Annotated in this window: 16 protein-coding genes; 6 read left to right on the forward strand and 10 right to left on the reverse strand. The window is 40.3% G+C overall.

All coding sequences use genetic code 11. The features are described from left to right. A partial coding sequence (locus M3205_RS05420) for a transposase (RefSeq protein ID WP_251168979.1) occupies nt 1-419 on the forward strand: 419 nt, incomplete at its 5' end. Between the two features lie 129 nt (nt 420-548). On the opposite strand, the gene M3205_RS05425 is transcribed toward M3205_RS05420, so the two are convergent. The 4 genes from M3205_RS05425 to M3205_RS05440 all read right to left on the reverse strand — a co-directional run bounded on the left by M3205_RS05425 (nt 549) and on the right by M3205_RS05440 (nt 4951). Continuing rightward, nucleotides 549-1766, reverse strand: coding sequence for an MFS transporter (locus M3205_RS05425; protein ID WP_251168980.1), 1218 nt, complete (start codon nt 1764-1766; stop codon nt 549-551). A gap of 120 nt (nt 1767-1886) precedes the next feature. Further along, nucleotides 1887-2495, reverse strand: a complete 609-nt coding sequence (locus M3205_RS05430) for a superoxide dismutase (protein ID WP_095245680.1) — start codon at nt 2493-2495, stop codon at nt 1887-1889. Between the two features lie 197 nt (nt 2496-2692). Beyond that, nucleotides 2693-3175: a DUF456 domain-containing protein gene (locus tag M3205_RS05435; protein ID WP_251168981.1), complete on the reverse strand. Its 483-nt coding sequence runs from the start codon at nt 3173-3175 to the stop codon at nt 2693-2695. A gap of 168 nt (nt 3176-3343) precedes the next feature. Next, on the reverse strand, nt 3344-4951 hold the full coding sequence (locus tag M3205_RS05440; protein ID WP_285886183.1) for a Na/Pi cotransporter family protein: 1608 nt from the start codon (nt 4949-4951) through the stop codon (nt 3344-3346). 267 nt (nt 4952-5218) lie between these two features. On the opposite strand from M3205_RS05440, the gene M3205_RS05445 reads away from it, so the two are divergent. From M3205_RS05445 to ispG, 3 genes are all read left to right on the forward strand, one after another. Beyond that, nucleotides 5219-5989 carry a DUF1189 domain-containing protein gene (locus M3205_RS05445; protein ID WP_251168983.1) on the forward strand — a complete coding sequence of 257 codons (771 nt, stop codon included), beginning with the start codon at nt 5219-5221 and terminating at the stop codon, nt 5987-5989. Between the two features lie 140 nt (nt 5990-6129). Further along, complete coding sequence (locus tag M3205_RS05450; RefSeq protein ID WP_251168984.1) at nt 6130-6459, forward strand: hypothetical protein; 330 nt, start codon at nt 6130-6132, stop codon at nt 6457-6459. A 117-nt stretch (nt 6460-6576) separates the two neighbouring features. Beyond that, nucleotides 6577-7689, forward strand: coding sequence for a flavodoxin-dependent (E)-4-hydroxy-3-methylbut-2-enyl-diphosphate synthase (ispG, locus tag M3205_RS05455; RefSeq protein ID WP_251169059.1), 1113 nt, complete (start codon nt 6577-6579; stop codon nt 7687-7689). A gap of 73 nt (nt 7690-7762) precedes the next feature. On the opposite strand, the gene M3205_RS05460 is transcribed toward ispG, so the two are convergent. Further along, the gene (locus tag M3205_RS05460) at nt 7763-8116 is read right to left on the reverse strand and encodes a hypothetical protein (RefSeq protein WP_251168985.1); all 354 of its coding nucleotides are present in this window, start codon (nt 8114-8116) and stop codon (nt 7763-7765) included. Between the two features lie 188 nt (nt 8117-8304). On the opposite strand from M3205_RS05460, the gene M3205_RS05465 reads away from it, so the two are divergent. Further along, on the forward strand, nt 8305-8889 hold the full coding sequence (locus tag M3205_RS05465; RefSeq protein WP_251168986.1) for a hypothetical protein: 585 nt from the start codon (nt 8305-8307) through the stop codon (nt 8887-8889). 27 nt (nt 8890-8916) lie between these two features. On the opposite strand, the gene M3205_RS05470 is transcribed toward M3205_RS05465, so the two are convergent. The 3 genes from M3205_RS05470 to M3205_RS05480 form a co-directional block, all read right to left on the reverse strand. Further along, nucleotides 8917-9327 carry a Fur family transcriptional regulator gene (locus tag M3205_RS05470; protein ID WP_251168987.1) on the reverse strand — a complete coding sequence of 137 codons (411 nt, stop codon included), beginning with the start codon at nt 9325-9327 and terminating at the stop codon, nt 8917-8919. Nucleotides 9328-9533: 206 nt separating this feature from the next. Further along, nucleotides 9534-10376, reverse strand: a complete 843-nt coding sequence (locus tag M3205_RS05475) for a metal ABC transporter permease (protein ID WP_251168988.1) — start codon at nt 10374-10376, stop codon at nt 9534-9536. Next, nucleotides 10373-11167 (reverse strand): metal ABC transporter ATP-binding protein, encoded by a 795-nt coding sequence (locus M3205_RS05480; protein ID WP_251168989.1) that lies wholly within the window; start codon nt 11165-11167, stop codon nt 10373-10375. Before M3205_RS05480 ends, M3205_RS05475 begins: the two co-directional genes overlap by 4 nt. 158 nt (nt 11168-11325) lie before the next feature. Here M3205_RS05480 and M3205_RS05485 point away from each other — a divergent pair, with 158 nt between their 5' ends. Beyond that, nucleotides 11326-11580, forward strand: a complete 255-nt coding sequence (locus tag M3205_RS05485) for a DUF2624 domain-containing protein (protein WP_251168990.1) — start codon at nt 11326-11328, stop codon at nt 11578-11580. A gap of 68 nt (nt 11581-11648) precedes the next feature. Here the strand turns inward: M3205_RS05485 and M3205_RS05490 are convergent, their stop codons facing one another. Both M3205_RS05490 and M3205_RS05495 read right to left on the reverse strand, forming a co-directional pair. Continuing rightward, nucleotides 11649-12542 carry a deoxyribonuclease IV gene (locus M3205_RS05490; RefSeq protein WP_251168991.1) on the reverse strand — a complete coding sequence of 298 codons (894 nt, stop codon included), beginning with the start codon at nt 12540-12542 and terminating at the stop codon, nt 11649-11651. Between the two features lie 24 nt (nt 12543-12566). Then, complete coding sequence (locus M3205_RS05495) at nt 12567-13877, reverse strand: DEAD/DEAH box helicase (RefSeq protein WP_251168992.1); 1311 nt, start codon at nt 13875-13877, stop codon at nt 12567-12569. Nucleotides 13878-14000: the final 123 nt, after the last annotated feature.

Raw genomic sequence — 14000 nt, forward strand, 5'->3', positions numbered from 1 at the left:
TTTATGATGAGCACTTTGACTGTTACATTTGCCCAGCTGGTGAGATTTTAAAATATACTACGACTACCAAGGAAGGGTATCGTCAATATAAATCAGATCCGCGAATTTGTGCTGGATGCCCATTCTTGCCTCAATGCACACAGAGTCAAGCGCACCAAAAACTAATTCAACGTCATGTGTGGGAGGAACATGTGGAAGAGGCAGATCACCTTCGTCACCATCAAGACGTCAAACCGATCTATGAGAAGCGCAAAGAAACAATTGAACGTGTATTTGCAGATGCAAAAGAAAAGCATGGCATGCGTTGGACAACCCTAAGGGGACTTAAAAAATTGTCCATGCAGGCGATGCTTACTTTCGCTGCCATGAATTTGAAAAAAATGGCCAACTGGACTTGGCAAGGTCCAGAAATGGCCTAGAAGATGACCTCGGAGAGGTCTATCATCATCTGAAAATGCTTCAAAGCCAATAAAATTCAAAAAAGAGGTCCGGAATGAGACTATTCCGAACCCCTTTTGTCTACAAACTGAGAGAGAGGATATCCTCTCTCATGCAGACTGAAAATGAATTTTTCTGATAAAAAAATAAATGACGGAATGTCCGGCTCCTATTATCAGGAGAAGAATTGGGATGCTTTTTTCCTCCTGAAAAAAAGTTACCGCAGCTAAAAAACCTAAAATCGATACTATACGGCCCGCATTTAAAAAGATTTCCCTGACGACAATATACTCAATTCTCATCTCGGCAGCCTTCCATCCTCTTCCAATGACATCATAGGTTAATGAGATATAAGGCACAAGCAGGAGAGGATAAGCTACAGCAATCGCAGCAGCATACATCAGCAGTTTTGGATAGGTGACATCAGAAACGATAAAAAATATGGATACATACAGTACCAATCCGCCGATCAGTATGGCTCTTTTCCGATACTCCTTTTTTAAAAGTCTTGACACAAGATAATACCCTAAAAAAGATATACTTGAGTTGACCAAACCGTATGTACCAAGAGCCAGTTCACTGCCAGTTGAAATAAATACATAAACTGATATGACAAAAATAAAGGTTCCTTCTCTGAGCCCCTGAAAAAAGTGGGCATTGGTAATCATGCGCCAATTCAGGCTGTTTTTTCGTTCTGCAAGGATCCTTCCAAATAAATACCTTCCATCGGCCGGCCGCCTTTTAAGAAAAAAGCTTAAAAAAACTGCTATTGAAAAAAGAGTCAGGGAGATTCCGAAAATAACGGAATAACCGGTGAACTTTTCCATCCTTGAAATAATGAAACCCGCTGCTATTGGTCCAATCATACCCCCAACGGATGTTAGTATTCCAAGGAAGCCATTAAAGAAATCCCGATTCTCCGGCTCAGTTATTTCAAAAGTGAGTACATTGAAAGCAAGCCAGTAGAACCCGTACCCTACTCCCAACAGAGCCCCAAGAAGCAATAAGAAATTCGAGGCATTTGTTCCTATAAACAGTACGGTCAGATAAAAAAGGGCTAAAAAAATCACACCGATTCTCAGTACAATGACACGATCAATCTTCTTCGCCCATCTCCCCGCCAAAATAAAAGTCAAAGGCTGCAGAACAACAATGGCCAGGTTATACAAAGCCAGATCACTGAACTCACCAGACTGCTTCCAGAGATAGATATTAACAAACGTGTTTGAAAGGGCAGCACTCAAAGAATAGAGTCCGCCAATAAATAATAGCAATGTTAAATCTTTTGTTAAATCGACATCACCGATCAGTTTTTTAAATTTGCTCATAAAAAAACTCCCCTTTGGTTCTAAGGGTAGTCTCCTACAAAGCCAGTGCGGTTATGCAATAATTTAGAAATTTGCACAAGAAAAACACGGCAGATATAATCTGCCGTGCTGTTTGTTTTATTATTTTGCAGCGCTGTAACGCTTAGTTACCTCGTCCCAGTTAACAACATTCCAGAAAGAATTGATGTATTCTGGACGACGGTTTTGGTATTTTAAGTAGTAAGCATGCTCCCAAACGTCAAGACCAAGGATTGGAGTCTTACCTTCCATTAATGGTGAATCCTGATTAGGTGTGCTTGTTACTTCAAGTTCACCATTGTTTACTACAAGCCAAGCCCAGCCTGAACCAAAGCGAGTTGTAGCTGCCTTAGCGAACTCTTCTTTAAAGCTGTCATAGCTTCCGAATTTACTGCTGATGGCATCTGCTAATTCACCTGTTGGCTCTCCTCCTCCATTTGGAGAAATGATCTGCCAGAAAAGAGAATGGTTTGCATGACCGCCACCGTTGTTGCGTACAGCAGTACGGGCAGCTTCAGGAACAGCATCCAGGTTGGATACCACTTCTTCAACAGTTTTAGAAAGAAGCTCTTCGTTTCCTTCTAAAGCGTTGTTAAGGTTTGTTACATAAGTATTGTGATGCTTCGTATGGTGGATATTCATCGTTTCTTTGTCGATGTTTGGCTCCAATGCATCGTAGGCGTAAGGTAATTGCGGTAATTCGAATGCCATAATAAAATTCCTCCCTATGTATCTGTTTTGGTCAGCCCCTGAAACAATTCAATCATTTATAAAATTCAGATTTTAAAATGTTTCTAAGGTCTTTAGATTAAGATTACCAAAGTTGGATTTTTGTTTCAAACAAAATGCTTTGCTACATATATACATTATCCAAATTAGGACTTTTTAATCCGCAGAAGCTTGCTTATTTATAGAACCACAAAAAGAAAATAAATAATCATAACACCCTGGATTACCGCTTTTGCTGCAGCACTGCTGACAAATCCGATTACAGATCCAAATCCAATCTTTAAGGCATCATTAAAGTTTGTCCTATTAACTGCAAGTTCAGCAATAACCGCTCCGAGAAATGGGCCAATCAGGATTCCTAGTACAGGTATGACAAATGGGCCAGCTAAAAGGCCAATTGTACTTCCCCATACACCAGCTTTAGAACCGCCATATTTTTTCACGCCAATCATATTGGCTACGTAATCAGCTCCAAACAGCAGAAGAACAAACAGCCCTTGAATCGTCCAAAATAGCCAGTTAAACGGTTCAAAAGAAAATAGAAATCCATAAAGGATAAAACCGCCCAGCAAAAACAGCACACTTGGTATAATTGGAAAAACCAGACCCGCAAAAGCAATAATAAACAACAGAATAATCAGTGTCCAATAAACTATCTCCAATATCAGCACCTCTTTATTAAAATAAATCAGTGGGGGGTGTTCCTTATCCCCAACGGGCAGTTTTCCCCGTTTATCCTCCTGGATTTCTCTGAGTCTTGTAACGGGGGTCTTGCAGCCCGTTAGACCTCGATAAAATAAGCAAGGGAATTCCCTTGCTTATTTTACCACTTATTCTTCCCCTAAAACAGCCTCGGCAATATTCACAGCGTGATCACCCATACGCTCCAGGTTGCTGACAATGTCAACATACACAATGCCGGCCTGTCCAGTGCAAGTTCCTTCATTCAATCGAAGGATGTGCTGTTTGCGGAGCTTTCTTTCCATCTTGTCAATCTCTTCTTCTTTTTTTACAACATGTTCTGCAGCAATTTTATCATTATGATCAAGTGCCTGCATGGCTTCTTTCACGGTGGAAATGGTTAATTTGAACATTTGTTCCAGATCGGCCATGGCTGAATCAGTAATGGACACTTTATTTGCCTGTTTATAATCAATAAGCTCTATTACATTTTCGAAATGATCACCGATACGCTCAATATCTCTTACCGTATCCATCAGCATTGTGTGCTCGGCAGATTCATGTGCTGAAAGTGAACTTGTAGAGAGCTTGATCAAATAATCTGTAATTTTACGGTCAAGGTTATTGATCGCATCTTCTAATTGATATGCGGTATCAGAATGTTTTTGATTGCCTGTTTTTAAATACTGAACCGTTTCTTCAAGTCCGCGTACAGAGAATGCTCCCATTCGGAGGACTTCTTCTTTTGCCTGTCCAAGTGCAATCGATGGGGACTGTTCAATAAACATAGGATCCAAATGCTTTGCTTTATAATCTGTAACCGCATCTTCACCCGGAATAAGCTTTGTCACAATCCATGCCAGGACAGCTACAAATGGAAGCTGAATAATAGTATTAGATGTATTAAAAATTCCATGTGCAAAAGCAATTGTCATTTCAGGATTCAGACCCACTTTATCCTGAAGTGTTTCAACCAGGATTGTAAATGGCTGTAATAAAATCAAGAAAATAGTTGTACCGATTAAATTAAACAGTACATGTACAGCGGCAGCTCTTCTTGCAGCAACAGACGCTCCAATAGCAGCTAAAACAGCTGTAATGGTTGTACCAATATTATCTCCAAACAGAACCGGCAGTGCAGCATCCAGATTGATCAGTTCTTCAGAAAACAGGCCCTGAAGAATACCGATTGTTGCACTCGAGCTCTGAACGATTAAAGTAAATACTGTTCCTACAACAACACCCAGAACTGGATTCGAACTCATGCTGACGGTCAAGTCATGGAAGGATTCCAATGTACGAAGAGGTTTCATTCCTCCACTCATTAATTCCAGCCCATAGAATAATGCACCAAAGCCAAAAACAATTTGCCCAATATTGTTGATTTTCTGTTTTTTAAAGAAAAATAATAATACAGATCCCACTGCAATGATTGGCAAAGCGTATTCACCAACATTTATTCCAATGATGAAGGCAGTAATAGTGGTCCCTATATTTGCCCCCATAATTACCCCGATTGCCTGGCGCAGCGTCATGAATCCTGCTGATACCAATCCTACAGTAATAACTGTGGTTGCTGAACTGCTTTGAATCAGCATCGTTACGAGCATCCCAGCAAAAACACCCATGATTGGATTTGTAGTAAAACGATCTAGTAAATCCCTCAACCGATCCCCGGCTGATTTTTGGAGCCCATCACCCATGAACTTGATTCCATAAAGAAAGATACCAAGCCCTCCAAGAAATTCGAAAAGCATTTGCTGAACATTAAGTTCCACAATTATTCAACCCCTAGTATTTTATTCGACATGTTTCATCAAACCCCATACAATTATTAATGATACTCATGCAAAAAGTAAATATAATAAGAGCCGAATTTACAATACCTTAACATTCCCCACTAATATTACAGTCTCGTTACAATCAGCAAAATCTATTGCTTTTATACTAATAAAGTGTACCACTTGTAACATCTTGGTATTTGGCTAAAATAAGAATGTGAATCTCAAAAAGGATGTGTGCAAATGAATATTTTTGTTCAGTTTTATAAGAGCTTATTTTCTCCTAAAGATATATCTTTATTTCGTCAACAGGGAATAGGCAAGACTATTTTGTATGTTTTTTTCCTTACCCTTCTGTCAGTTTTGCCGACAGTATATTATTCCGGGACAGGAATCATTAATGCAATAAAGGCCATTGATGAAACCATTGACAATCAATTACCCCAGTTTGAAATAATAGATGGACAGCTTCACACAGATGAAAAAGCCCCCCTCACCATCAGCAGGAACGACTTTACAATCATTGTTGATTCAACAGGTGCAGTTGACCCTTCAGTTCTAACCGAAAGCGGTAATACGATTGCTTTATTAACAAATGAAATCTATATACGTGCAGAAGGACAGGAACAGACATATCCTTACTCGATGCTGTCGGGCGGCACAATTTCCAAAAGTGATCTTTCCGAGTTCCTTGCTTCTGCAGAATCACTTATGCCGATTATTATTCCCTTAATAGGGATTGTCATTTACATTTTTGCAGCGGGCATTCGATTTATTGAGATATCCCTGCTGGCACTGGCAGGCCTTCTAATTAAAAAAACTCTTTCGAAAAAATTGGAATACCGTCAGTTATGGCGTATGTCTGCCTACAGCATTACTTTGCCGACCATATTCTTTGCTATTATGTCAGCCCTGCAAACCACCGTGCAAAACGGGGCTATTATTAACTGGCTTGTTTCCCTTATTATCCTTCTGCTGGCAATTAAGGAAGTTCCTGCTCATAACCCCAAATAAAACGTGCACACTGCACGTTTTTTTATTTGGGCTTAAAATAAATCTCTTGTGTCTGCAGAATAATAAAATGAGTGGTCTAAGCACAATAGGACAAGCATAGATATTGGGTAAACATGCTATTTGCAGGAGGTTTGTCCGATATGAAGAAAATTGCGGGAGTATTGCTTTCAGTCCTTGTAGTTTACGTAATCTTTTATGACCTGAATCATGGTACACTCCCATCTGGGCAAAACCCGCCTATAGAGGCCAGCACAATTCCATCTGCAGAAACAGCAACTGGCTTTTTTGAGAAAAAAGCCAATCCGGGAGAGACAGTTCTTTCCATAATTGAACTAAACCTTGATGGGCCAATTCCTGTTGGCATAGACCAGGTTGTATCTGACTTCTCGGAATTGAACAATGGAATGAAGCCAGAAGAAATAAAATCAGGTGAAACCTATAAATTCCCAAAATATAGTCAAGACAACTAATCATCATTCTTGTCAACATCAGCGGTTCATTGATACAATAGAATGGACCTTCTCTAACAGCGTACTATTCAGCTGTTATATGAATAGATAAAAAGGAGCGAATCTCCATTGAGTGAAATTATACATCGCACGAAAACAAGGCCTGTCAAAGTTGGGCCTTTAACAATTGGCGGAAGCAATGAGCTGTTCATCCAGAGTATGACCACAACAAAAACACATGATGTTGAAGCAACTGTAGCCGAAATTAAAAGGCTGGAAGAATCTGGCTGTCAGATTGTACGTGTTGCTTGCCCTGATGAAAGAGCTGCAAATGCCATAGCAGATATAAAAAGACAAATTAATATACCGCTTGTTGTTGATATCCACTTTGATTACAAGCTGGCCCTAAAGGCTATCGAGGGCGGAGCAGATAAAATCCGCATAAACCCTGGCAATATCGGCAAACGAGAAAAGGTGGAAGCAGTCGTCAAGGCAGCCAAAGCAAAAGGGATACCTATCCGGATTGGGGTAAATGCCGGTTCACTTGAGAAAAGAATTCTTGAAAAATACGGATACCCTACAGCAGATGGCATGGTTGAAAGCGCCCTTCATCATATCAAAATCTTAGAAGACCTTGATTTCTATGACATCATCGTTTCTATGAAGGCTTCAGATGTGAACTTGGCCATTGAAGCATATGAGAAAGCTTCACAAGCTTTTGATTACCCTCTTCATTTAGGTATAACAGAATCAGGCACACTTTTTGCCGGTACTGTGAAAAGCGCCGCCGGACTCGGGGCAATCTTAAGCAAAGGCATTGGAAATACATTAAGAATTTCATTGAGCGCAGACCCGGTTGAAGAAGTCAAGGTTGCCCGGGAACTTCTTAAAGTGTTTGGCTTATCCTCCAATGCTGCCACACTGATCTCCTGTCCAACATGCGGACGGATTGAGATTGATTTAATCAGCATTGCTAATGAAGTGGAAGAATATATTCAAAAAATTAAAGCGCCCATTAAGGTTGCTGTATTGGGCTGTGCGGTTAACGGACCTGGTGAAGCCAGGGAAGCTGATATCGGCATTGCCGGTGCCCGCGGAGAAGGCCTTCTGTTCCGCAAAGGCCAGATTGTAAGGAAGGTTCCGGAAGAAACGATGGTCGAGGAACTAAAGATCGAAATCGACAAAATCGCTGAAGAATATTTTGCAAAACAGGAAGAAGAAAAAGCACATGCTGAAAGCCTGCATCCATAGAAAAAACCACAATAAATTAAACAGAAAAGCCTGGAACCAAATTAAATTTGGAAACCAGGCTTTTTCTTATTTTCTAAAAAAACGGCAGTATAAACATACCGACAATAATGGAAATCGCTCCTATAGCAATCGCCCAGCCTCCAAGGCTTTCTGAACCCCTTCTCCTTGCGATGAAACCAAGGACAATTCCAGTTGCTCCAAAAAGAACCGGCAGCACAAACAAAGATAATATGGAAAGTGCCAGGGCTGCATAACCGACTCCTCTGCCTTCTGCAGCGGTTTCAGTCTCATCATCCCTGTCCAATGATCTATTGTAGACACCTGGCGCTGCTATTTCTGCAGAGGCTTCCTCTGAATAATCTGCTTCACCAATTCGCTCACTGTATCGGAGGTCATATTCTTCATTGGTGCGATCTTGGTCTGCCATAATAATCCCTCTCTTTCTTTGCGGAGTTCCTAAAGAGTTATTACTTAATGGAGCATTTATAGTGTTTGCGATAAAAGACTTTTTAAAGATGTAAATGTTTAACTGTCAAATCTGGCCATCAGCACTCTTTTGAAAGGCCATGACTTTTGTTAAGATAAGGGATATATCCATTAAAGGAGATTATTAAAATGAAGAAGCGCTTTGGCATCGATATAGATGGAACCGTTACAAGCCCTGAAGCCATGGTTCCGTATTTAAATGAAGCATTTAATTTAAATATTACTTTAAATGATATTAAGCAATATGATTTAACACCTTTAGTGACAATCTCAGAAGAACAATTTGCACATTGGTTTTATGAAAATGAGCCCATTATCTACAAAGAATCCCCCCTGGCGAAAGGCGCGAAAGACGTTCTGACCAAATGGAAACGGGAGCATGAATTGTATTTTATAAGTGCCAGGGGTTCTCACCTGCAGCAAGTCACAGAGGAATGGTTTTTAGAGAACGCTTTGGAGTTTGATCATATCGAACTAATTGGAAACCATGATAAAATTGAAGCTGCCAAAAAGTATGAGGTGGATATCTTTTTTGAAGACAAGCATGATAACGCGGTCATGATCCATGAGGCTTGCGGAATTCCTGTCATTTTATTTGATACGCCTTATAATCAGGACCCCCTTCCCAATGGCGTTATTAGAGTTAAAAACTGGAAGGAAGCCAACGCATGGACAGAAGAATGGCTGCTGCAACAAAGAAGCATGGAGAAATAGCTCCATGCTTCTTTGTTTGTTCCAGTATTAAAAACACTCCGGGCATTTCCCATATATTTCAAACTTATGTCCTGATACATCATATCCCTTTAGATTTTCCTGCACTTGTTTCATAGGACAAACTTCAATTTCTTTCGTCTTTCCGCAATCCAGGCAAATAAAATGATGATGATGATGATCATGAGAGCACGTAAAGCGGAAGTGTTTTTCGCCTGACAGCTCTGTCATTTCAAAAATACCCAGTTCCACAAATAACGATAAATTTCTGTAAATGGTATCAAAACTAAGTCCAGGGTAATTATCTTTCATTTTTTCGAGAACCTCTTTAGCCGTTATATATTTATTACTGTCGGCAAACAGCTGAAGCATCTCTTCCCTTTTCCCCGTATGCTTATAGCCTTTATCCTTTAAAAGCTGCATGGCTTCATCAACATTCATTCTTTCCACCTCTTTTTTGCTCTTAAATCATTCAGGATAGAAGTAACTACATTTATCGCAGGCTAACGGACAGTAAGACCCCCACTTCAAGACTCAGAGGAACCAAAGGAGGATAAGCGGGGGGGGCTTACTACTCGTAAAAGCCGATTGGTTCAACTAACAATCAGTGGGGGATAAGGAACCCTCCCACTGATTGAAGTTTCACTTTATGCCGGCCTCATGCCCGCAATTTTTTTCAGCAATATTGTTACAATCAGTATTAATACGGCAATCATGACGATAGTTCCGCCCGGCGCCAAATCAATATAATAGGAAATAGTCAATCCGCCTAAAACGGATATTTCACCAAAAAGCATAGACAGGAAAATGGTCTGCTTGAACCCCTTTGCAATTCTGATGCTCGCAGCAACCGGCAATGTCATAAGGGAAGAAACTAATAAAATCCCCACTATCCTCATGGATGCAGCTATAACAAGGGCCACCATCACAATAAATATAAAGTGGACACTTTTGGCAGCAATTCCGGATGCCTTGGCATGCTCTTCATCAAATGACAGCAAGAACAACTCTTTATAGAGCAGGACTACAAGTGCAATGACAAGCACGCTGATAATTAAGATAGTCCATAAATCAAGCCGGCTGACTGCACTGACACTGCCAAACAGATAACTGAATAAATCTGTATTAAATCCGTCAGCAAGTGAAATGAATATGACACCAAGTCCAATACCGCCCGATAGAATAATGGGAATAGCCAGCTCCTGATAGTGCTTATAAACAGCTCTCAGTTTTTCAATAAACAGCGATCCAGCTACCGAAAAAGCCATCCCCATATACAAAGGATTCAAACCGCTAAGACCGACAAACTTCTTTTCAAGAAGCAGGCTTGCAGCGATCCCTGCAAGTGTGACATGGCTTAAAGCATCGGCAATTAAAGATAGCCTTCTCACAACTATAAACACACCAAGAAGAGGAGCAATAATCCCGATGATCATTCCAGTAAAAAAAGCATTTTGTAAAAATTCATATTGAAGGATTCCCGAAATCATCTGCCTGCTCCTTTATCGTGGTGGTGGTGATGGTGATCATGATTATGTGTCAGGACATGCACATCATGTCCATAGATTTCCGACATTTCATTTATATTCAAGCTTTCGAATTCTGCTGTATTTCCATGGAAATGCAAACTTTTATTCAGGCAAGCCACATGAGTGACTTTATCAGAAATTGTCCCAATATCATGCGTAACAAGCAATAAAGTAATGCCCAGCTCCTTATTTAAATCATCCAGCATTTCATAAAAGGACTGAACATTTTTCACATCCACACCAACTGTAGGTTCATCTAATATTAATAATTTCGGGTCGCTTACCAATGCCCTGGCGATGAAAACCCGCTGCTGCTGCCCGCCTGAAAGCTCGCCAATATTACGTCCTGCATACTCATGCATGCCAACAGATTCAATCGCACGCATAACTTTTGCCTGATCGGTCTTGCCCATAAATTTAAAAAGCCCCAGCTTCTTTGTAAGGCCGCTTGAAACGACTTCAAAGACTGTTGCCGGGAAACCTGTATTAAATGAATTTGCCTTCTGAGAAACAAATCCAATATTCTGCCAATCCTTAAATCGGCTAATCTCCTGGCCGAACAGTTTGACACTCCCCTTCTGCACTTTAAGCAAATTCAGAATAAGCTTTAAAAGGGTTGATTTGCCCGACCCATTGGGACCTACAATTCCGAGAAAATCTCCTGAATTAATAGTCAAATTTATATCCTCAAGAACAATCTCTTTCTCATATCTAAAAGAAACATGAGCTATTTCAATTATTGGCTGTGCCATTTTTATCACCTTACATATTAAGAATCATTACGATTTACTAACACAGTATACAGGAACCCGCAATTAAAGTAAAGGTACATGTTTTTATCATAAATCTTAAAACATATTGTCACTATTCACATTCTCCACTCATAAAGTACTGAGGAGGAGTGATGAAAATGAAAATATTCGAAAACATCATTAATCACAAATTAAGCAATATTACAGCAGATGAATTATTAAAATATGGAGAGCAGTTCAACATCCAGATTACAAAGGCACAGGCTGAGAAAATTGCAGATCATTTAAGAGGCAAGCAGGTCAACATCTTTGATGACCGTGAAAGGACAAAACTCATAAAGGATATTGCCAGGATTGCCGGCCCGGAAACTGCAAGGGAAGTAAATAGGCTTTTTTTGCAATTTACAAAATAGAACTTTGCTCATGATACTTATTTTTTCAAGCAAAAAGCTGTGCAGCTCAGGCACAGCTTTTTACTATTTTATACAGACGCAATAGCTTCTAATAAGCTTTCATTGAATTCCTGACTGCGCAGCATATCAATTTCATGCTTATATGGGGCTCTTTTATTATTTTTATCTTCTCCCACATAAGGAGTCTCCAGAATTTTAGGAATATCCTTCAATTGAGGATGATGTACAATATAATTTAATGCGCTGAAGCCGATGTGGCCGAATCCGATATTTGCATGACGGTCTTTACGCATACCGCGCTCATTCTTGCTGTCATTTATATGGAGAACTTTCAGACGGTCAAGTCCCACAACCTTATCGAATTCTTCCAATACCCCGTCAAAATCATTTACAATATCATATCCTGCATCATGTGTATGGCAAGTATCAAAACATACTGATAAGTGGTTGTTATAATTGACTCCCTCTATAATCATAGCCAGCTCTTCAAAGGATCTCCCGCACTCTGACCCTTTTCCGGCCATGGTCTCAAGTGCGATCTGTACATTTTCTTCGCCGTTTAAGACTTCATTTAAACCTTCAATAATTTTTTTGATACCGGCCTCTGACCCTGCTCCAACATGTGCGCCAGGATGCAGAACGATCTGCTTAGCCCCAATCGCTTCGGTGCGGTCGATTTCAGAGCGAAGAAAATTAACGCCTAATTCAAATGTAGAAGGGTTTGTAGTATTCCCGATATTGATAATATATGGAGCATGTACAACAATATCAGCAATCCCGTTCTCTGCCATATGCTTCAGTCCGGCTTCAATGTTCAGATCTTCGATTTTTTTTCTTCTTGTGTTTTGCGGAGCTCCTGTATAAATCATAAATGTATTGGAGCCATATGAAACAGCTTCTTCACTTGCTGCTAAAAGCATTTTTTTCCCGCTCATGGAAACATGTGATCCAATTTTCAGCATGACAATACCTCTCCCTTTGATTCTTTATTTACGCTTAATTCTTCTTTCGCGTTTTTTTATTTTGTCCATTTCCCATTTCATTTTCTTTTTGTAGCCTGGTTTTACATTTTTCGGCTTTTTCACCAATGAAGCGGCTTTTTTATCAATGTCATCTGTTTGCTTCTGTCTTGTTTTCCGCTTGTTGCGATTATCCAGGTCCTTCCATTCACCTTTTTGCAGATCTTTGTGTCTGAATTCGATTCCCATTTTTTCAAGCCTGTTTAATGCATCCTCATTGGAAATCTCATACACTGTTATAGCAATTCCGGAAAAACCTGCACGCGCGGTCCTCCCAACCCGATGTATATAAAAATCAAGATCAGTTGGAAGCTCATAGTTAATCACATGGCTGATTCCCTGTATATCAATGCCCCGGGCAGCCAGGTCTGTAGCCACAATATATTGAAACTCAAGGTCGAGAATCTGCTTCATCATTTTCTTTCTTTCACGCGGGTTAAGGTCCCCGTGGATTCTTCCGACTTTCAGACCTTTGCTGATTAAGCCATCTGCCACTTCATCTGCCTTTTTCTTGGTGTTGGTGAAAACAATGGCCAAGTAAGGGTTTAAGGAAGTCAGTGCCTGGTAGACCAGCTCCACTTTATTGCGGTGTTTGGATGGCAGAAGCCAGTGCTCAATATTGGCTGCTGTGGCCTGCTTAGGCTCCACATGAACATATTTAGGATTTTCCATGTATTTTTTCAGGAAAGGCTTCAGCTTCTCTGGAATGGTAGCTGAGAAGACCAGCATCTGAAGCTTCTCCGGCATCCTTGCTGCAATCTGATCAACATCTTCAATGAACCCCATATCAAGCATTAAATCGGCTTCATCCACAATAAGGATTTCGGCAGTATGCACAAACAATGCCTGTTCTTTGACAAGGTCATTGATTCTACCTGGTGTGCCTACAACCACATGAGGCTGTTTTTTAAGCTTTTCAATGGTTCTTTGCTTGTCCGTACCGCCAATATAGCAGCGTGCTGTTATTTCTTCTCCCTCCGGGCAATGCTCTGTAACCTTAAGGATTTCATGATATATCTGATTGGCAAGCTCTCTGGTTGGAGCTGTAATAATAGCCTGAACCTCCTGGCGGGAAGGGTCAACTTTTTGAAGAATAGGAAGCACATATGAGTGCGTTTTTCCTGTACCTGTCTGTGATTGTCCAATTGCGCTTTCACCCTTCAGCACGGCAGGGATCATTCTTTCCTGAATTTCTGTCGGCTCAAAAAAGCCGAAATCTTTAACCGCTTCTATAATAAATGGCTTTAAATTAAATCGGTCAAATTTCGTTTCGTTCATATAAAAACTCCTCAATTATCAGATTCGCCTTGTTTCAGGCTTCATCCGAAACATATATTAGTGAGTAAGATCTACTAGTATCAACTGACAACTTGCTGGTTCCGAGCTTTTCTTACATCCTGT

Origin of the sequence: Cytobacillus firmus, from assembly GCF_023715565.1 — a bacterium.
GTDB classification, from domain to species: Bacteria; Bacillota; Bacilli; order Bacillales; family Cytobacillaceae; genus Cytobacillus; species Cytobacillus firmus_C.